Source organism: Micromonospora sp. URMC 106, from assembly GCF_051386395.1.
In the GTDB taxonomy this organism is placed as follows: Bacteria; Actinomycetota; Actinomycetes; order Mycobacteriales; family Micromonosporaceae; genus Micromonospora.
The window spans coordinates 26,438-44,612 of record NZ_JBPQTP010000004.1 but is presented as its reverse complement, the minus strand read 5'-3'; the positions used below and the strand labels follow the sequence as shown (position 1 = coordinate 44,612).

The 18,175-nt window shown below is 73.2% G+C and carries 16 protein-coding genes; 8 read left to right on the top strand and 8 right to left on the bottom strand.

The annotated features are described in order from the left end of the window. Window positions 1-33: 33 nt before the first annotated feature. Window positions 34-1,164, bottom strand: a complete 1,131-nt coding sequence (locus ACSNOB_RS02105; RefSeq protein ID WP_436684847.1) for a DegT/DnrJ/EryC1/StrS family aminotransferase — start codon at window positions 1,162-1,164, stop codon at window positions 34-36. Between the two features lie 196 nt (window positions 1,165-1,360). Here ACSNOB_RS02105 and ACSNOB_RS02100 point away from each other — a divergent pair, with 196 nt between their 5' ends. Continuing rightward, a complete protein-coding gene (locus ACSNOB_RS02100; RefSeq protein WP_436684846.1) occupies window positions 1,361-2,353 on the top strand; it encodes an aldo/keto reductase in 993 nt (330 codons plus the stop codon). 49 nt (window positions 2,354-2,402) lie between these two features. Next, a complete protein-coding gene (locus tag ACSNOB_RS02095) occupies window positions 2,403-3,596 on the top strand; it encodes a macrolide family glycosyltransferase (protein ID WP_436684844.1) in 1,194 nt (397 codons plus the stop codon). Between the two features lie 49 nt (window positions 3,597-3,645). Here the strand turns inward: ACSNOB_RS02095 and ACSNOB_RS02090 are convergent, their stop codons facing one another. From ACSNOB_RS02090 to ACSNOB_RS02080, 3 genes are read right to left on the bottom strand one after another with little or no spacing between them, the layout of a single operon-like run. Continuing rightward, entirely contained in the window at window positions 3,646-4,836 is a 1,191-nt protein-coding gene (locus tag ACSNOB_RS02090; protein WP_436684952.1) for a DUF885 domain-containing protein, read from the bottom strand. Window positions 4,837-4,892: 56 nt separating this feature from the next. Continuing rightward, the gene (locus ACSNOB_RS02085; protein ID WP_436684843.1) at window positions 4,893-6,572 is read right to left on the bottom strand and encodes an ABC transporter substrate-binding protein; all 1,680 of its coding nucleotides are present in this window, start codon (window positions 6,570-6,572) and stop codon (window positions 4,893-4,895) included. After that, window positions 6,573-7,901 carry an aminotransferase class V-fold PLP-dependent enzyme gene (locus tag ACSNOB_RS02080; RefSeq protein ID WP_436684951.1) on the bottom strand — a complete coding sequence of 443 codons (1,329 nt, stop codon included), beginning with the start codon at window positions 7,899-7,901 and terminating at the stop codon, window positions 6,573-6,575. A gap of 198 nt (window positions 7,902-8,099) precedes the next feature. Here ACSNOB_RS02080 and ACSNOB_RS02075 point away from each other — a divergent pair, with 198 nt between their 5' ends. The 4 genes from ACSNOB_RS02075 (at window position 8,100) to ACSNOB_RS02060 (ending at window position 12,769) form a co-directional block, all read left to right on the top strand. Beyond that, window positions 8,100-9,098: a methyltransferase gene (locus ACSNOB_RS02075; protein ID WP_436684842.1), complete on the top strand. Its 999-nt coding sequence runs from the start codon at window positions 8,100-8,102 to the stop codon at window positions 9,096-9,098. A gap of 22 nt (window positions 9,099-9,120) precedes the next feature. Next, on the top strand, window positions 9,121-10,827 hold the full coding sequence (locus tag ACSNOB_RS02070; RefSeq protein WP_436684841.1) for an ABC transporter substrate-binding protein: 1,707 nt from the start codon (window positions 9,121-9,123) through the stop codon (window positions 10,825-10,827). Between the two features lie 116 nt (window positions 10,828-10,943). Beyond that, complete coding sequence (locus ACSNOB_RS02065) at window positions 10,944-11,930, top strand: ATP-binding cassette domain-containing protein (protein ID WP_436684840.1); 987 nt, start codon at window positions 10,944-10,946, stop codon at window positions 11,928-11,930. Continuing rightward, window positions 11,927-12,769, top strand: coding sequence for an ABC transporter permease (locus ACSNOB_RS02060; protein WP_393111158.1), 843 nt, complete (start codon window positions 11,927-11,929; stop codon window positions 12,767-12,769). Before ACSNOB_RS02065 ends, ACSNOB_RS02060 begins: the two co-directional genes overlap by 4 nt. Window positions 12,770-12,996: 227 nt before the next feature. Here ACSNOB_RS02060 and ACSNOB_RS02055 read toward each other — a convergent pair whose 3' ends face one another. From ACSNOB_RS02055 to ACSNOB_RS02045, 3 genes are all read right to left on the bottom strand, one after another. Beyond that, a complete protein-coding gene (locus tag ACSNOB_RS02055) occupies window positions 12,997-13,545 on the bottom strand; it encodes an SRPBCC family protein (RefSeq protein WP_436684838.1) in 549 nt (182 codons plus the stop codon). A gap of 8 nt (window positions 13,546-13,553) precedes the next feature. Then, window positions 13,554-14,099: an SRPBCC family protein gene (locus ACSNOB_RS02050; protein ID WP_393111154.1), complete on the bottom strand. Its 546-nt coding sequence runs from the start codon at window positions 14,097-14,099 to the stop codon at window positions 13,554-13,556. A gap of 179 nt (window positions 14,100-14,278) precedes the next feature. Beyond that, the gene (locus tag ACSNOB_RS02045) at window positions 14,279-15,052 is read right to left on the bottom strand and encodes a class I SAM-dependent methyltransferase (protein WP_393111152.1); all 774 of its coding nucleotides are present in this window, start codon (window positions 15,050-15,052) and stop codon (window positions 14,279-14,281) included. A 206-nt stretch (window positions 15,053-15,258) separates the two neighbouring features. Between ACSNOB_RS02045 and ACSNOB_RS02040 the strand changes: the two genes are divergently transcribed. Continuing rightward, a complete protein-coding gene (locus tag ACSNOB_RS02040) occupies window positions 15,259-16,446 on the top strand; it encodes a glycosyltransferase (protein WP_436684836.1) in 1,188 nt (395 codons plus the stop codon). Between the two features lie 163 nt (window positions 16,447-16,609). Here the strand turns inward: ACSNOB_RS02040 and ACSNOB_RS02035 are convergent, their stop codons facing one another. After that, window positions 16,610-17,002 (bottom strand): ArsR/SmtB family transcription factor, encoded by a 393-nt coding sequence (locus ACSNOB_RS02035; RefSeq protein ID WP_393111148.1) that lies wholly within the window; start codon window positions 17,000-17,002, stop codon window positions 16,610-16,612. A 111-nt stretch (window positions 17,003-17,113) separates the two neighbouring features. Here ACSNOB_RS02035 and ACSNOB_RS02030 point away from each other — a divergent pair, with 111 nt between their 5' ends. Then, complete coding sequence (locus ACSNOB_RS02030) at window positions 17,114-17,851, top strand: class I SAM-dependent methyltransferase (protein WP_436684834.1); 738 nt, start codon at window positions 17,114-17,116, stop codon at window positions 17,849-17,851. The last annotated feature ends 324 nt before the right edge of the window (window positions 17,852-18,175 follow it).

The window sequence follows — 18,175 nt, the reverse complement described above, 5'->3', positions numbered from 1 at the left end:
TCGGAGCCCTTCTGTTCGGGGTTCCGGCGGGGGTCACCAGCCGGACTTGATCGTTTCGACGACGTGGGACCGGTCGTCCTCGGTCAGCCACCAGCCCACCGGGATGTGGACCACCCGGTCCGCCACCCGGTCCAGTCCGGGCAGGGTGGCTCGGGCCGACGCGACGCAGCTGTGCGCGTCGTTGCGACGCGACACGACGCTGGTGGCGATGCCGGCGTCGTGCAGGCGGCGCATGAAGGCGGGGCGGTCGCGCACCTTCAGCGGGTACATCCAGAAGGCGGGCTCCCGGTCGTCGGCGCGCTCGGTCTGCTCGACGCCGTCGATGCCCGCCAGCTCCTTGTCGTAGTACGCGGCGTTCTCCCGGTGCCGGCGCAGCAGCTCGTCGACCCGCTCCAGGTTGGACAGGCCGATCGCCCCACCGATCTCGTTGAGGATGAACCGGTAGCCCCACTCGGCGACGTCGTAGTCGCCGGTGATCCGGTCCGACGCCCGCTCGATGCCGAGCCAGCGGCGCAGCCGGAGCCGGTCGTACAGGTCGTCGTCGGGCAGCACGACGAAGCCGCCGCTGCCGGTCGTGAGGATCTTGATCGCGCCGGTGCTGAACACGCAGACGTTGCCGTGCGTGCCCAGCGGCGCGCCGCGGTAGGTCGCGCCCCACGCCTGCGCGCAGTCCTCGACGACCAGCGGACGGCGGTCGTACCCCGCCGTGGCCCGGTCCACGACGGCGCGCAGCCGGTTGAGGTCCACCGGGTAGCCGAGCCAGTGGACCACCACGATGGCCCGGGTGGCGGGCGAGATCTTCGCGGCCAGGTCGTCGAGGTCCATGTTGAGGGTGGCCGGGTCGACGTCCACCCACCGGATGCGCAGCCCGTTGGCGAGGATCGGCCAGTTGGTGCCCTCGAAGGTCAGCGGCGTGGTGAGCACCTCGCCCGGCTCGGCGCGCTCCGCCTCGCCGGCGTCGGGCCGGGCGGCGAGGCTCAGCGCCAGGTGGAGTCCGGCGGTGCCGCAGTTGACCGAGACCACGCGGGGGTTGCCGATGCGGCTGCCCACGGCCGCCTCGTACTCGGCGACGGTCGGCCCGTGTTCCAGCCGGCCGCTGCTCAGGACGGCGGAGACGCGCGCGCCGACGTCCGGAGACATGGCGACCTTGGACAGCGGGATCATGACACCCCTCTCGCTAGTTGCCACATGATTCTCAAGTGCCTGAGGAGGGTCGTCAAGGGAGCCCCGTCCATATCGCCCGTACGGCGTTCTTCCTGCTTGCGGAACTCGTGAGGCGTTCGGTGCCGGGGTTGAGAAATGTATATCTTCAACGGGTCGCCGGACGCCGCGTCCGGCACCGGGTACGCGGGAGGTCCGGGTGTCGTCGCTGCATGTCCGGCTCGGGCGGACCGGCCTGCGGGTCAGCCGGGTCGCCATCGGGACCGTCAACTTCGGCGGCCGGGTCGACGAGGCCGACGCCCACCGGCTGCTCGACCACGCCGTCGCGCAGGGGGTCAACCTCGTCGACACCGCCGACATCTACGGCTGGCGGGTGCACCGGGGGTGGACCGAGGAGATGATCGGGCGCTGGCTGGCGAAGGACCCGACCCGCCGGGACGAGGTGGTCCTGGCGACCAAGGTCGGCAACCCGATGGGCGACGGGCCCAACGCCCGCGGCCTGTCCGCCCGGCACATCGTCGCCGCCTGCGAGGCGTCGCTGCGCCGGCTGCAGACCGACACCATCGACCTCTACCAGATGCACCACGTCGACCGGGAGGTCGGCTGGGACGAGATCTGGCAGGCCATGGAGCAGCTCGTCCGGCAGGGCAAGGTCCGCTACGTCGGGTCCTCGAACTTCGCCGGCTGGGACCTGGTGCGCGCCCAGGAGGCCGCGCGGCGGCGCCGCCTGCTCGGGCTGGCCAGCGAGCAGTGCGTCTACAACCTGGTCAGCCGGTACGTCGAGCTGGAGGTGCTGCCGGCCGCCGCCGCCGAGGGCATCGGGGTGCTCGTCTGGTCACCGCTGCACGGCGGGCTGCTCGGCGGCGTGCTGCGCAAGCTGGCCGACGGCACCGCGGTCAAGTCCGCGCAGGGCCGGGCCGCCGAGGCGGTCGAGCGGCACCGCGCCACCCTGACCGCGTACGAGCGGTTCTGCGCCGAGACCGGCCGGGACCCGGCGGAGGTCGGCATGGCCTGGGTGCTGCACCGCCCGGGGGTGACCGCCGCGGTCGTCGGGCCGCGTACCCCCGAACACCTCGACGGCGCCCTGCGGGCCCTGCACCGGCCGTTGTCGGCGGCCGAACTCGCCCGGCTCGACGAGCTGTTCCCGCCGCCCGGCCGGGGCGGCGCCGCCCCGGACGCCTGGATGTCCTGACCTGACCCGTGCCGGCGCGCCCGGGACCCGATGACGGACGGAGCCGACGATGGCCCACTTCCTGATCGTCAACGTCGCCAGCCACGGCCTCATCCTGCCCACCCTGACCGTGGTCACCGAGCTGGTCCGGCGCGGGCACCGGGTCAGCTACGTCACCGCCGGCGGGTTCGCCGAGCCGGTACGCGGCGCCGGCGCCACGGTCGTGCCCTACCGTTCGGAGATCATCGACGCGGACGCCGCCGAGGTGTTCGGCTCGGACGACCTCGGCGTCCGTCCCCACCTGATGTACCTGCGGGAGAACGTGTCCGTGCTCCGGGCCACCGCCGCGGCGCTCGACGGCGACGTCCCGGACCTGGTGCTCTACGACGACTTCCCGTTCATCGCCGGGCAGTTGCTGGCCGCCCGCTGGCGGCGCCCGGCGGTCCGGCTCAGCGCGGCCTTCGCGTCCAACGAGCACTACTCGTTCTCCCGCGACATGATCACCCTGGCCGGCACGATGGACCCCCTGGACCTGCCGGTGTTCCGCGACACCCTGCGCGACCTGCTCGCCGAGCACGGCCTGTCGCGGTCGGTCGTGGACTGCTGGAACCACGTCGAAGAGCTGAACCTCGTCTTCATCCCGCAGGCGTTCCAGTTCGCCGGCGACACCTTCGACGACCGCTTCGTCTTCGTCGGGCCGTGCTTCGGCGACCGGCGGTTCCTCGGCGAGTGGACCCGTCCGGCCGACGACCGGCCGGTGGTCCTGGTCTCGCTCGGCACCACGTTCAACGACCGGCCCGAGTTCTTCCGCGACTGCGCGCGGGCCTTCGACGGCCAGCCCTGGCACGTGGTGATGACGCTGGGCGGCCAGGTCGACCCGGCGGCCCTCGGCGGCCTGCCGCCCAACGTCGAGGCGCACCGCTGGGTCCCGCACGTCGAGGTGCTGGAACAGGCGACGGTCTGCGTGACGCACGGCGGGATGGGCACCCTCATGGAGGCGCTCTACTGGGGGCGGCCGCTGGTGGTCGTCCCGCAGTCCTTCGACGTGCAGCCGATGGCCCGGCGGGTGGACCAGCTCGGCCTCGGCGCGGTGCTGCCCGGCGAGAAGGCCGACGGTGACTCGCTGCTGGCCGCCGTCGGGGCCGTCGCGGCCGACCCCGGGCTGCTCGCCCGGGTGGCGGCCATGCAGGGGCACGTCCGGCGGGCCGGCGGCGCGGGCCGGGCCGCCGACGCGGTGGAGGCGCACCTCGCCCGTGCGCGCTGACGACCGGGCCCGGCGGCGCGATCCGCCGCGTGGGCCGGTGGGGGCGGGATCAGCGGGCGGCGGGCGCCGGGCGCGGCGCGGCGGGCGCGGCGCCGGCGCGGAGCTGCGCGGGAAGCAGCTGCTCGGTCAGCAGGGTGCGGTACCGCGCGACGAGCGGCTCGCCGGCCGGCCGGGCCGCGAGCCACCCGCCGACCAGCCGCGCCCCCTCGATGTACGTCACCGAGTAGGCCCGCCACAGCGGGTCGGTCAGGAAGGTGGCGATCTGCGTGGCCCGGTCGCGCGGCAGCAGCAGCCACCGGTGCAGGTGCTCCACCGCGTCGTCGAGCGACGCCCCCCGGTCGTGCAGCAGGATCGCCGCGTCCTGCCGGGCCGGCATCAGCTCGTTGACGAGCCCGACCATCCGCTCGACGAGTTCGCCCTCGACGGGCACCCCCTCGTCGGCCAGGACCTCCGTGGTCCACCGCCCCCAGCCGGGCCCGGGCAGCACCGCCGCCGCGTGCTCGGCGGTGCCCTCGGCCACCAGGCACTGCGGGGTGTTGACCAGGGCGATGCGGTGCTCGTCCTGGCCCCGCTCCCGCACCAGGCCGGCCTCCTTGAGGCAGTGCTCGACGTGGTGGCCCGGGTACGCCTCGTGGGTGGCCATCAGTGGCAGGGCGGCGATGGCGCGTCCAGCCGTCTCGTTCAGCGTCACCGTGGAGCGGAACCCGCCGTGGTACCGGTTGAACGCGTTCCACGGCCGGTCGCGCACCACCTCGATGTCGACCCGCTCGGTCTCCGGCAGCCCGAGCAGCGGCCGGGCGCGGGCGCGCAGCGCGTCGGCGACGGCCCGCACGGCGCGGCCCAGCCGGTCCGGCGGCACCACGTTGCGCGCGTAGAACGCCTCGACCTTGTCCATCAGCGGGCCGGTGCCCGGGAGCAGGGCGTCGATGGCGTCGTGGACGGCCGCGTACCGTTCGGGGTCGCCCAGCCGCACCTCGACGTCGAAGTAGGTCTGCACCTCCGCGAGGAAGCCGACCTGCTCGCCCGCCGCCCGCCGGGCCGCGCACTCCACCGCCGTCAGCTGGGCGGCGAGGAACCGCCGTCGCTCCGCGTCGAGGCCCGCGTCGTCCAGGCGGCGCAGCAGGTCGCGGGCCTGCCCGGCCAGCTCCGCCGGGTCCGGTGCCGGCTCGGCGGCGACCCGGTCGGCCAGGGCCGGGTCGCCGAACCAGCAGTCGACGTAGCCCTCGATGAGCCGGCCCATCCGCAGCCCGAGCGCGAGGTAGTCGGCGACCACCGTGTCGGCGGCGCCGACACCGGTCACCGGTCCTCCCCGAGTCGCACGTCGGCGAGATCGGGCAGACCGGCGAGCGCCGGCAGGGCGGCCGTGCGGCGCACCCGGGGACCGCGCGGCGCGGCGTCCGTGGCCCGCCGGAACAGCAGGGGTACGACCGCGGCGTCGGCGAGCAGCAGCCGTTCCACCTCCTGCCACAGCGCGACCGCCTCGCGCGGGTCGGCGGCGTCCAGCGCCCGCTCGACCACCCGGTCGACCCCGGGGTCGCGGTAGCCGCCGGGGTTGCCGGGCCCCGCGCCGACCAGCGGCTGCAGGAACACCCGGGCGTTGCCGTAGGCCCACGGCGCGGTGAACGCGGCGGTCGCCAGGTCCCACCGCAGGCCGGGCGCGTCGCCCGTGCCGGTGAGCAGCGCCCGGTGGTTGGCGTCGTCGAGCGCGACCAGGCGTACGTCGACGCCGGCGGCGCCGAGGTCGGCCGCCCAGGAGCGGGCCAGCGCCAGGTCCTCGGCCGCGTCGGGGTGCACCGCGGTCAGGACGAGCCCGTCCGGGTGACCCGCGGCGGCGAGCAGGTCGCGCGGGTCGGCGTCGGGGGCCGGGTCGGCGAGCGGGTCGGGCTCCCGGTGCCCGTCGTTGCCGGGCGGTACGACGGTGTGCGCGGCGCGGACCTCGGACCACGGGTCGGCGGCCCGCGCGATGCGCACCAGCGCCGCCCGGTCGACCGCCCCGGCCACGACCCGCCGCACCGCGGCGTCGGTGACGGCCGGGTTGGCGGGGTCGCGCAGGTTGAACACCAGGCAGGGGTCGAGCCGGTGGCCGGGCACCGGCCCGCTCGGCACGCCCCACGGCAGGTCGGCGTCGTCGGCGGCGAGCCGGTCGGCCAGGTCGCGCGGGCCGCCCGTGGCGACGCGGAACTCCACCGCGTCGAACCGCTGCTGCCGGATCGGGTCGCTCTCCGCCCGCCAGGCCGGGTTCGGCTCCAGCCGGATCGTGCCGCCCGGGCGCCACGACACGACGCGGTACGGGCCGTTGGCGATCAGGTGGCGGTGCAGCTCGGCGCTGCCCGGCAGGTGGGCGTCGTACTCCGCCGGGGCCGGGGAGGCGCAGCTCTGGGCGAGCATGTCGACGAAGTCCAGGGCCGGTCGGTCGAGCTCGAAGACCACCGTCTCGTCGTCGACGGCGAACACCCCGGGGATGTCGTGGGCGTCCTGGAAGCCGGCGAAGAGGGCGGCGGTGGCCGGGCGGCCGGCGACCGCCGCGGCGTACTCGTCGCAGTACCGGCCCATGCCCCGCAGGGTGCCCCGGAAGTACGCCAGCGCGGGGTGGCGGGTGAGCGGGTTGGCCAACCGCTTGAAGCCGCGCACGACGTCGTGCGCGGTCACCGGGCGGGGGGCCGGGGTGTCCCAGAGCACGCCGGGGCGCAGGTGCACCACGTAGCAGCGGTGGCTGGTCCCCAGCCCGGCGTTGTAGGTAGAGGGCACGTCGGCGGCCAGGTCGGCGACCGGGGCGAGGGCGCGCCAGTCGTCCGGGTCGGGCTCCGGGCGGTAGCTGATCAACTGCCGGGTGCACAACCGCAGCAGTTGGCGTTCGGCCGGCAGCCAGGCGGCGGCCGGGTCCGCCTGGTGGACGGCGGCGGGCCCGAGCAGCCGCAGGGTGCCCCGCGGCCGGGTGTCGTTCGTCGTCGTCGGTGCACTGCGCGCCCGCGTCACTTAGGACATCTCCTCGGCCAGGCGGACCATCGTCCGCACGGTGTGGTCGATCTCTTCCCGGGTGTTGAACAGGTGGGTGGTGATGCGCGCCGCGTAGTGCTGGTGCGGTGAGCCGGGCACGTCGAACTCCGTCCAGCGGGTCCAGATCCGGTGTTCGGTCTCCAGGCGCCTGACGAAGCCGATGAACTTCTTGATGTTCCAGGCGTCCTCCGGCCGCCGGAACGGGTTGAACGCGATCAGCGGCGAGCGCAGCCGCAGGTCGGCGCCGGGGGAGTACATGGCCTCGACGCCGAAGGCGTCGATGAGCCGGCCGCGGGCGTACTCGGCGAGGTCCATGATGTACGCCTCGATGCGGCCCCGGCCGATGTCGTCCCACAGCTCGAAGGCCCGGGCCAGGGCGGCGCCGCGCGCCAGGTTGGCGCTGCCGGCGCTCTGCAGGTAGTCGCCCATGTTGTAGCTCTCCACCGCGGTGGTGGTCCGCGGCGGCGGACTGCCCATCATCGGGTACCAGGTCGAGATGAGCGGCCAGAACGTGGGCAGCGGCAGGGGGTTGTGCTCCGGGATGACCTTGTTGCGGACGTAGATCAGCCCGGTGCCGAGCGGGCCGCACTGGAACTTCGAGCCGGAGCAGGTGATGAAGTCCGCCCCGGTCGCCCGCAGGTCGCAGTCGAGCATGCCGGGGATCAACGCCCCGTCGATGACGGTGGTCAGCCCGTGCCGGTGCGCCAGCTCGCACAGCTGCCGGATCGGGAACATCGTCCCGGTGAACAGGGTGATCGCGGCGAACGAGAGCACCTTGGTCCGGGGCGTGATCGCCGACTCGACCAGCTCGACGATCTCCTCGGCGCGCACCTCGTGACCGGACGGCGGGGTGACCGTCCTGAGCACCACCCCGAACCGGTTGCGCAGCAGGTTGAAGTTGGACAGCACGGAGTAGCACTCGTGCGTGGTCGTCACCACCTCGTCGCCCTCGCGCAGATCGAGGCCGTGGATGACCCGGGCCACCCCCTCGGTGGCGTTGTGACAGATCACCATCTCGTCCTCGTCCACGCCGAACGTCCTGCCGATGGCGGCCCGGTACTCGGTGAACATCGCCGGGCGGTAGACGTCGAGCAGGCCGCCGGTCCACTGCCGGGTCACCCGGTCCACGGTGTCCAGCACCTCGTACGGCATCGCGCCGACCGTGCCGGTGTTCAGGTGCACGGTCGTCGGGTCCAGGGCGAACAGGTCGCGGATCTGGGCCCAGGAGGCGGTGCGCAGCGGGCTCCGCGCCGGGGACGCCGACGCGGCGGTCGGGCCGGGGGACTCCACGGTACGGCTCACGGTGATCCCTTCGTAGCCGACGACGGGCCGGGAGCGCGGCGCGTCCCGGGCCGGGGAACTGCCACCACTTTCTCAAGTGAAATTGGCGCCGACTATCGCGCAAGTTGCGCTCCTGGCCGCCGTCGCACCTGACAGGCACTTGACTCCGGTATAGCATTCGACGCAGTGCATCGGCACAGTCCGCCATCACGGGCCGGAGGGGACATGGACAGGTTGCAGTCGGCGCTGGCCCTCTACGAGGAGGCGATGGGCTACACCTACGCGGGGGCCCTGCGGGCCCCCGCCACCATCGGCGTCGCCGACCACCTGGTCGACGGCCCCCGTACGCCCGCCGAGCTGGCCGCGGCGACCGGCACCGACGCGGACGCGCTCCGCCGGGTGCTGCGCCTGCTGGCGGTCCGCGACGTGGTCCGCGAGGTCGACGGCCGGTTCGCCCTCACCGACAAGGGCGCCGCGTTGCGCTCGGACTCGCCGGTACCGGCGCGGGCCGGCATCCTCATGTTCACCGACACCATGTTCTGGACGATGAGCCACCGGGTGGCGCGTGCCCTGGAGCCGGAGCGGCCGGCTTTCGCCGACATCTTCGGCGGCTCGCTCGACGCCTACTTCGACGGCGACGCCGAGGTCGAGGCGCTCTACTACGAGGGCATGGAGACGGTCAGCGCGGCGGAACACCTGATCCTCGCCCGCGCCGGCGACTTTCCCGCCACCGGCACCGTCGCGGACGTCGGCGGCGGCCGGGGCGGCTTCCTGCTCACCGTCCTGCGCGAGCATCCCGGCTTGCAGGGCGTGCTGCTGGACCGCGCGGAGGTGGTGGCCCGGCACCGGCTGGACGCCCCGGACGTGGCGGGGCGCTGGAAGGTCGTCGAGGGCGACTTCCTCCGCGAGGTGCCCCACGCCGACGTGCACGTGCTCAAGCGCATCCTGCACAACTGGGGCGACGAGGACAGCGTCCGGATCCTCGCCAACTGCCGTCGGGTGATGCCGGCGCACGGGCGGGTGCTCGTCATCGACGCCGTCGTCCCGGAGGGCAACGACGCGCACCAGAGCAAGGAGATGGACTTCATGATGCTCGCCGCGCGCACCGGCCAGGAACGCACCGCCGCCGAGCTGGAGCCGCTGTTCGCCGAGGCCGGGCTGCGCATGGACCGGGTGGTCGGCACCTCGTCGGTCATGTCCATCGCAGTCGGCGTGCCGGCCTGACCCGGGGAAGGGCGGCAGACCCGTGCCGGAACACGACCAGCACCCCCGCCACGGCGGCACGTTGCGCTACTACGGGCCGGGTGGCCTCGACCACCTGGATCCCGCCGCCGCCTACTACGCCTTCTCCCATCAGGTCATCCGGCTCTTCGCCCGGCAGTTGTTCAGCTATCCCACCACGGAGGACGCCACCGCGCTGGTGCCGGTGCCCGACGTGGCGGCCGAACTGCCCACGGTGGACAACGGCGGCCTGAGCGAGGACGGCAGGACCTACACGATCCGCCTGCGGGACGGGGTCCGCTGGGACACCAGCCCGCCGCGGCCGGTGACCGCCGGGGACTTCGTGCGCGGCTTCAAGCGGATGGCCAACCCGGTCGCCGGCGCCGGCGCCATCGCCTACTACACGAGCACCATCGCCGGGATGGCGGAGTTCGCCGAGGGCTACCGTGCCCGCTTCGCCGGCCGTACGCCCACCGCCGCCGAGCTCGCCGACTACCAGAACGGCCACGAGATCAGCGGGCTGTGGGCCAAGGACGACCGGACCCTGGTGATCGAGCTGCTGCGCCCCGCCAACGACATGCTCAACCTGCTGGCGATGCCCTTCGCCTCCGCCGCCCCGCAGGAGTTCGACGACCTCGTGCCGGATGGTCCGGACTTCGCGCGGCTGGTCCGCTCCAACGGGCCGTACCGGATCACCAGCTACGTGCGGGGCAGCCACCTGACCATGGACCACAACCCCGCCTGGCGGGCCGACGCCGATCCGATCCGCCGCCGGTACGTGGACCGGATCGACGTCCGCATGGCCAGGGTGAGCGACGAGCGGGTCCGGGCCGAGATCGAGAGCGGGGCGGCCGACCTGTCGTGGGGCGCCGCCGTGGGCAGGCCCCGCCGGCGCACCGAGGCCGACCGGCACCTCGGCTGGGCGCTCAACCCCTACCTGGCGTTCAACCTGCACAGCCCGCACGAGCGGGGGGCGCTGCGCAAGCGCGCGGTGCGGCTGGCGATCGCGTACGCCGTCGACAAGGCCCGGCTGGTCCGGTTCTTCGACGACATGAACATCGGCACCGTGACCCGGCCCGCGCACACCGCCATCCCGCCGGGCAACTTCGGGCACCGGGCGTACGACCCGTACCCGACACCGGGGGACCGGGGCGACCGGGCGCGCTGCCGGGAACTGCTCGCCGAGGCCGGGTATCCCGACGGTCTGCGGCTGACGATGATCTACCGGATCGACGCGGTGCACGGCCAGGTGGCCAAGGCGATAGCCGAGGACCTGACCGCCGGCGGCGTCGACGTCCGGCTGGTGGAGATCGACCAGACCGACGAGTACTACCGCATCCTGCAGGATCCGGCCCGCGCGGCCGCCGGGGAGTGGGACATCACCCCGGCCGCGTGGATGCCGGACTGGTTCGGCAACAACGGGCGGTCGTACGTGCAGCCGATGTTCCAGTCCAACACCGGCGTCGGCACGGCCAACTACGGCGGCTACCACAATCCGCTGGTCGACGAGCTGATCGACCGGGCGCTGTCCGCCCCGACCGAGGCCGAGGCGGAGGAGCTGTGGCACCGGGTCGACCGGCAGGTGCTCCAGGACGTCGCGATCGTGCCGATCCTGGCCTGCGAGCCGACCATCGAGCACCTGACCAGCTCCCGGGTGCGGGGGGCGATCCCGCTGCCGCACGTCGACCGCTGGTACGACGCGGCGAACCTGTGGCTGGACCCGCCCGACTGAATTCGGCCCACGGCTAATAGCAGCCTTGACTGATATAAGCAGCTCTTGTAGTTTGGCCCCGACGGGACTTCGTGATCCGGCTACCCGAGTTCGCCTGTGACGCGACAGGAGTGAGCATGACAACCAATCCGGCCCTGGCCATCGAGACCCGCGAGCTGGTGAAGGTCTTCGGCCAGACGCGCGCGGTCGACGGACTGGACCTCATGGTGCGGGCCGGGACGATCCACGGGGTGCTGGGCCCGAACGGGGCCGGCAAGACGACGGCCATCAAGATGCTCACCACCCTGATGCGACCCACGTCGGGCACCGCGTCCGTGCTCGGGCACGACGTGGTCCACGAGGCCGCCGAGGTCCGGCGCCGCATCGGGCTCACCGGCCAGACCATGTCGGTCGACGAGGACATGACCGGGTTGCAGAACCTGATCCTCGCCGGCCGCCTCCAGGGCCTGCGGCACGCCTCCGCCGCCGCGCGGGCCGAGCAGCTGATGGAGGCGTTCGACCTCACCGAGGTCGGCAACCGGCTGGTGAAGACCTTCTCCGGCGGGCAACGGCGCCGCATCGACGTGGCCGCGAGCATGGTGGTGACCCCCGAGCTGCTGTTCCTCGACGAGCCCACCACCGGCCTCGACCCGCGCAGCCGCAGCGAGGTCTGGGAGATGATCCGGGCGCTGGTCCGCGACGGCGGCACCGTCCTGCTGACCACGCAGTACCTCGACGAGGCGGACCACCTCGCCGACGAGCTGACGCTCATCGACCGCGGACGCATCGTGGCGCAGGGCACCCCGCCCGAGCTGAAGGCGAGCCGCGCGGCCGGCGTGCTGGACGTCCGGCTGCGCGACCCGGAGCGCCGGGCCGACGCGGGCACCCTGCTCGCCGGGGCCGTCGGCGCCTCCGTCGACCTCGACTCCGACCCCGCACGCCTGTCGGTGCGGGTGACCGACGCCGACCGGGCCGCGCTGGCGCTGGGTGAGCTGGCGCGGGCCGGCATCCACGTCGACGACTTCACGCTCGGCCAGCCCTCGCTCGACACGGTGTTCCTCGCCCTCACCGGTCACTCGACGCTCGACGCCAGCGAAGAAGAGGAAGCAGAGGTACGGGCATGACGACACCCAGCACGGAGGTGCGGCCGCTGCCGGCCGAGATCTTCAGCCGGTCGGTGGCCGGCGCGGAGCGACCGCCCCGCCCCGGTCCGCTCTTCGCCGTCCGCACGTTCGCCTGGCGGAACCTGATCAAGCTCCGGTACGTGCAGGACCATCTCGGCACCGCGGTGGTCTTCCCGATCATCCTGACGCTGGTCTTCACCTACCTGCTCGGTGGCGCGATCGCCGGGTCGCCCCGGGAGTACCTGCAGTTCTTCCTCCCCGGCGTGATCGTGCTGTCGCTGGTGTCGTCGAGCATGATGAGCGCCTTGACGCTCAACCGGGACATCGCGACCGGCATGTTCGACCGGGTCCGCAGCACGCCGATCTGGCAGCCCGCCGTGCTGGTCGGGGCGATGGCCGGCGACGCCGTGCGGTACGCCCTGACGTCGATCGTGCCGCTCTCGCTGGGCCTCCTGCTGGGCTTCCGGCCGGACGGCGGCCTGTCCGGCGTGGTGCTCGCCCTGCTCTACCTGCAACTGTTCACCTTCAGCGTCGCCTGGCTGTGGATGCTGTTCGCGGTGCTGATCCCGCAGCCGACCGCCGCCGCCGGCGTCGTCAACCTCCTGCAGTTCGTGCTGCTCTTCGGCAGCAACATCCTGGCGCCGTCGCAGACCATGCCGGGATGGCTGGAGGCGGTGGTCAAGCTGAACCCGGTCACCCACGCCGCGACCGCCGCCCGGGGGCTGATGCACGGCACGGTGACCTCGGGGGAGATGGGCGCCGGCCTGCTGGCCTGCGCCATCCTCGTCGCGGTGCTCGCCCCGCCCACCATCTGGCTCTACAGCCGCAAGCAGCGCTGACGCCCCTCGCCGACGGCCCCGGTGCCCCTGCTCCCCGGCAGGGCCCCGGGGCCGTCGCGGCGTCGCGTGCCGGATCGGCCCTCGCGGGTGCGCGGTCGGGCCCGGGGCGCCTCGGGCCGGGTACGACCTCGGGGGAGCCGCCACCGGCCGGCGGACAGACGACAGCCCCGGTCGGACTCGTGTCCGCCCGGGGCTGCGACGCGGTGGGTCGAGCCGCTCCTGCCCGGCTACGAGCCGGACTGCACCAGCGCGGCCCAGGTCTCGGCGCGCTCCTGCGACACCCGCATCATCTCGGGGCTCGGCTCGAACTCCTCGGCCGCGTCCTCGGGCACCGGACCGCCGGGCAGGTCTCCCCGGACGAACATGCCGAGGAAGTCGAGGGCCATCTCCCAGCCGACGCCCACCTCGACGAGCATCGGCTCCGAGACCGTCGCGTGCTCGAGTTCGAGGAGGGTGCCGGTGCCGTCCTCGCTGAGCCGCAGCTCCACCTCGCTGTCGGGCTTGCCCTCGTACACCCAGCTGAGGGTGAGCCGCCGCGGCGGCTCGCAGCGCAGGATGTCCCCGTGGGCGTTGCCCTGGAGGGCGAAGTTGCCGCCCTCGCGGAGGTCGCCCTGCGGCTCGATGAACCAACGGTTGATGCGGTTCGGGTCGGTGCAGGCGCTCCAGACCTCGTCGACGGGCGCGTCGTAGCGCTGCCGGATGATGATGCTGCGGGCGTCGCCGGCCGCGATCCGACGCCGGCCGAGGACGCGTTCCGTCGCCTGACCCGATGCCACCGGGTTGTTCACTTCTTCGCCCCTTCCTCGTCGATCTTGGCCTGGAACGACTGGAGGATGGTCGGCCAGCCCTTGTCCATGCCGTTGCGGACCCGCTTGGCGTGCTTGGTGCCCATCCGGTCGAAGTGGGTGTGCTCGACGTCCACCCGGGTCTTCTTCTGGCCGTCGGCCACGAAGGTCACGGTGAACTCGCTCGCGTTGTCCGGGTCGATCCGGCCGAAACCGTTGAGCCGCCAGCCGATGACCAGCGTGTCCGGCTCGTCCACCTTCCGGATCAGGCCGAAGGTGTGCTCCTCGCCCTGCTCGTCGATCTCGTACCAGCGGCCGCCCTTCTTGTCGACACCCAGCGGGGCCCCCACCTTGGTGGTGCGGAAGTTGTTCGGCCACCACTCGGGGAAGCCCTCCAGGAACACCTTGAAGGCGGTCTTCCGGTCGGCCTTGACCGTGACGCTGTGCCGGACGAACGGGTCGTAGTTCGGGGGCTTCGGCTTCTTCTCGGCGGTGCTCTTGGTTGCCGTGCTCTTCGCGGCCGGTGCGGTCTTCTCCTGAGTCATGTCTCGTCCTCACTGTCGCTGTGCGGAAGATGGGCGCGTCAGGCGGGGTCCGCCCATCCTCCTCCATAAGTCGGCACGAACGTAAGTTATAGTTTATACGTAGTCCGGTCAATCGCGCGGCGAGCGCGGCGGACCCCCGCCGGGTGTCGGCCCTCCCGTGCGGCGGAAGGCGTCGCGGCTCAGTCGCCCCACCGCAGGTAGGCCGGCGCGGGTCGCCCGGGGAGCAGCCGCAGTGGCGCGTGGTCCAGGCCGAGCACCTCCCGCATCGCGATGTTCTCGCCCGGCCACTTCGGATTGTCGAGCTCGTCGAAGGCGACGATGCTGCCCTTCGTCAGGTAGGGCCGGATGGCCTCCAGGACCGCCTTCGTCGGCTCGTAGAGGTCGAGGTCGAAGTACGCCAGCGCGATGACGGTCTGCGGGTTCTCCGCGAGGTAGCGCGGCACCGTCTCGCGGACGTCGCCCTCGACGAGAACGCTGCGCCGGGTCACGTGGCCGAAGAACTCGCTGCACTCGTGCGCGTCCAGCACCTCCCGCAGGTACGCGGGGTAACCCCCCGGCACCGCGAAGCGGCCCTGGTACGCCGTCGGACCCACCCGGTCGACGTCGTTGACGTCGGGGAAGCCGGTGAAGGTGTCGAAGCCGACGATGCGCCGCAACGGGTTGTACGGCTCGTAGACCCCGCGCAGGGCGGCGAAGGTGGCGAGGTGGCGACCGAAGCGGACGCCGAACTCCATGATCACGCCCGGCACGTCGAGGACCTCGCGGTAGAGCGCGTCCATGGAGAGCAGGTCGGTCATCTGGTGGCGGCGCAGGAACAGGGGGAGGTTGTTGACCAGTTCCTCCGTCGGGATGGGGGAGTTGGTCAAGAGCTTCGTCAGGCGCTGGGTGGTCTCCGTCTCCTCCGGTGAGTCGTGCACGAACGCACGCAGGTCCTGACCGTCGCCGCTGTCCATCCGCAGCCTCCACTAGCTAGATCACTTTAGAGTTTCAAGCGTAATGGAGGGGTGTTGTCGGCACAACACGGTCGCGCCGGCCGAGATCCTCTGGCCGCTGGGGTTGTCGCCATCTCCGCAAGATAGGCCACTGTAGATCGACTTGCCCGTGTGCTAGATATGACTCAAGTAGACGGGTCGCCCCTGCCCCACTCCCGGAAAGGCAAGTGATCACCGTGCGTGTGCTGTTCGCCAGTCTCGGAACCCATGGCCACACCTACCCCCTGCTGCCACTGGCCACGGCCGCCCGTGCGGCGGGCCACGAGGTCACCTTCGCCACCGGCGAGGCCTTCGCGGGCACCCTGCGGAAGCTGGGCTTCGAACCGGTCGCCACCGGGATGCCGGTCTTCGACGGGTTCCTGGCGGCACTGCGGATCCGCTTCGACACCGACAGCCCGGAGGGCCTGACCCCCGAGCAGCTCAGCGAGCTGCCGCAGATCGTGTTCGGGCGGGTCATCCCGCAGCGCGTCTTCGACGAGCTCCAGCCGGTGATCGACCGGGTGCGGCCCGACCTGGTGGTGCAGGAGGTCAGCAACTACGCCGCCGGCCTCGCCGCCCTCAAGGCGGGCATCCCGGCCGTCTGCCACGGGGTCGGCCGGGACACGCCGGACGAGCTGACCCGGTCCATCGAGGAGGAGGTGCGGGGGCTGGCCCAGCGGCTCGGCCTCGACCTGCCGCCCGGACGCATCGACGGCTTCGGCAACCCCTTCATCGACATCTTCCCGCCCTCCCTGCAGGAGCCGGAGTTCCGGGCCCGGCCGCGGCGGCACGAGCTGCGCCCGGTGCCCTTCGCCGAGCAGGGCGACCTCCCGGCCTGGGTGTCCTCCCGCGGAACCGGGCGCCCGCTGGTCTACCTGACCCTGGGCACGTCCAGCGGCGGCACCGTCGAGGTGCTGCGGGCGGCGATCGACGGGCTCGCGGGCCTCGACGCCGACGTCCTCGTCGCCAGCGGCCCCTCCCTCGACGTCAGCGGGCTGGGCGACGTGCCGGCCAACGTGCGGCTCGAGTCCTGGGTGCCGCAGGCGGCCCTGCTGCCCCACGTCGACCTGGTGGTGCACCACGGCGGCAGCGGCACGACCCTCGGCGCCCTCGGCGCCGGTGTGCCGCAGCTGTCCTTCCCGTGGGCGGGGGACTCCTTCGCCAACGCCCAGGCGGTGGCCCAGGCCGGTGCCGGTGACCACCTCCTGCCCGACGCCATCAGCCCCGACGCGGTGGCGAGCGCCGCCAAGCGACTGCTGGCCGACGAGGGCTACCGGAAGGGGGCGCGGGCCGTGGCGGCCGAGATCGCCGCCATGCCGGGCCCCGACGAGGTCGTCCGCCTGCTGCCGGAATTCGCCGGTCGGAGCGCCGGCTGACGGCACGCCGCCGGGGTCGGCGTCCGTCGGCCCCGGTCGGGCGGCCGTCGTCCGCGCGCCCGACGCGCCGACCGGTGTGCGGTACGCGGGGCGGCCGCCCCGCCCGCCGTTCCCCGACGCCGGGGCGAGCGGTCGCGCCGTGGGCGGCGAGGGCGCGTGCCGCTCAGTCCTGGCCGTCGTCGGTCGCCGGGCGGCGCGGCCGGCGACCCTCGGACCCGCCGGTGCGCTCCCCGGCCTGGCGCGCGCGACCGCGCGCGAGCTCCGTGCCCAGGGCGTCGAGGCGCTGGTTCCAGAAGCGCCGGTAGCGGTCCAGCCACCGGTCGAGCTCCTGCAGGGGGGCGGGGTCGACCGCGTAGAGCCGACGGGTGCCCTGCGGGCGGACGGTGGCGAAGCCGTTCTCGCGCAGCACCCGCAGGTGTTGGGAGACGCCGGGCTGGGAGATGCCGAACTCGCGCTGCACGACCGCGCCAACCTCGCCGGCCGACAGCTCGCCGTCCGCCAGCAGCTCGATGATGCGCCGGCGGACGGGGTCGCCCAGGATGTCGAACGCGTGCACGGTACGACAATATCAGACCGTGGTTATAGAAGCGGCAGTTTCGCCCGCTCGCTCCGCCGGTCCCGCCCGTCGGCGGGTGGCGGACGGGCCGCCGGGCCGCGAGGGGGAGAGATGTTCGGACCGGAGCACGCCGAGGTGTACGAGGCGGCCTACCGCGGCCGGGGAAAGAGCTGGCACGCCGAGGCCACGGACGTGGCGGACCGGATCCTGGCCGCCCGCCCCGGCGCCGCCAGGCTGCTGGACGTCGGCTGCGGCACGGGCGCGCACCTGGAGACCTTCGCCACCCGCTTCCCCCACGTGGAGGGGCTGGAGCTGGCCCCGGCGATGCTGGCGCTCGCCCGGCCCCGGCTGCCCGGGGTGCGCCTGCACGCCGGGGACATGCGGGCGTTCGACCTCGGCGCCACGTTCGACGCCGTGACCTGCCTGTTCACCGCCGTCAACTTCCTCGGCACGGTGGGGGAGATGCGCGCCGCCGTGGCCACGATGTCGGCGCACCTGGTGCCGGGCGGCGTGCTCGTGCTGGAGCCGTGGTGGTTCCCGGAGCGGTTCATCGACGGGTACGTCGGCGGCGACCTCGTGCGCGAGGAGGGCCGCACCGTGGCGCGGGTGTCCCGGTCCACCCGGCAGGGCCGGGTGACGCGGATGGAGGAGCGCTGGCTGGTCGGCGACGCCGCCGGGATCCGCGAGTTCAGCCAGGTCGGCCTGCTCACCATGTTCACCCGCGAGGAGTACGACGCGGCGTTCGCCGACGCCGGCTGCGAGGCCGCGTACGTCGAGGGCTGGTTGACGGGCCGGGGCCTTTTCGTGGCGACGCGCACCGGCGGGTCCGCCACCCCGTCAATGGGTTGACCGCCCGGATCGGGTGGCGCGGCGGCCGAGATGTCCGGGCCGTTCATATAGCCGACAGGACGCTAGCCGTGGCATTGCTGACGTGGCAGTCTCCTGTTCACAACGATCTATTCGTCAGTTGTCGGAAAATGCTGGACCGGACGGTCGTTCCGTTGTCGTGCCCTGTTCACGATCTGGTCGGAATGTGTCGCGGTTCAATTTTCCGTGCCTGACCGGATCGACCACGACGGCGTGCTGCGCCCGGCCGAGGACGGCGGGGGGACGCCGTGCGGTCCGGCCGGCCACGGCGGGCCGCGCGGCACCCCGACCCCCCGTCGCCCGCCG

Bases quoted from the DNA above. Each gene is read 5' to 3' on its own strand.
- ACSNOB_RS02095 (WP_436684844.1), top strand. From the start codon at position 2,403: ATGGCCCACTTCCTGATCGTCAACGTCGCCAGCCACGGCCTCATCCTG.
- ACSNOB_RS02045 (WP_393111152.1), bottom strand. From the start codon at position 15,052: ATGGACAGCGGCGACGGTCAGGACCTGCGTGCGTTCGTGCACGACTCA.
- ACSNOB_RS02075 (WP_436684842.1), top strand. From the start codon at position 8,100: ATGGACAGGTTGCAGTCGGCGCTGGCCCTCTACGAGGAGGCGATGGGC.
- ACSNOB_RS02065 (WP_436684840.1), top strand. From the start codon at position 10,944: ATGACAACCAATCCGGCCCTGGCCATCGAGACCCGCGAGCTGGTGAAG.
- ACSNOB_RS02105 (WP_436684847.1), bottom strand. From the start codon at position 1,164: ATGATCCCGCTGTCCAAGGTCGCCATGTCTCCGGACGTCGGCGCGCGC.
- ACSNOB_RS02030 (WP_436684834.1), top strand. From the start codon at position 17,114: ATGTTCGGACCGGAGCACGCCGAGGTGTACGAGGCGGCCTACCGCGGC.
- ACSNOB_RS02050 (WP_393111154.1), bottom strand. From the start codon at position 14,099: ATGACTCAGGAGAAGACCGCACCGGCCGCGAAGAGCACGGCAACCAAG.
- ACSNOB_RS02060 (WP_393111158.1), top strand. From the start codon at position 11,927: ATGACGACACCCAGCACGGAGGTGCGGCCGCTGCCGGCCGAGATCTTC.
- ACSNOB_RS02090 (WP_436684952.1), bottom strand. From the start codon at position 4,836: ATGGGCCGGCTCATCGAGGGCTACGTCGACTGCTGGTTCGGCGACCCG.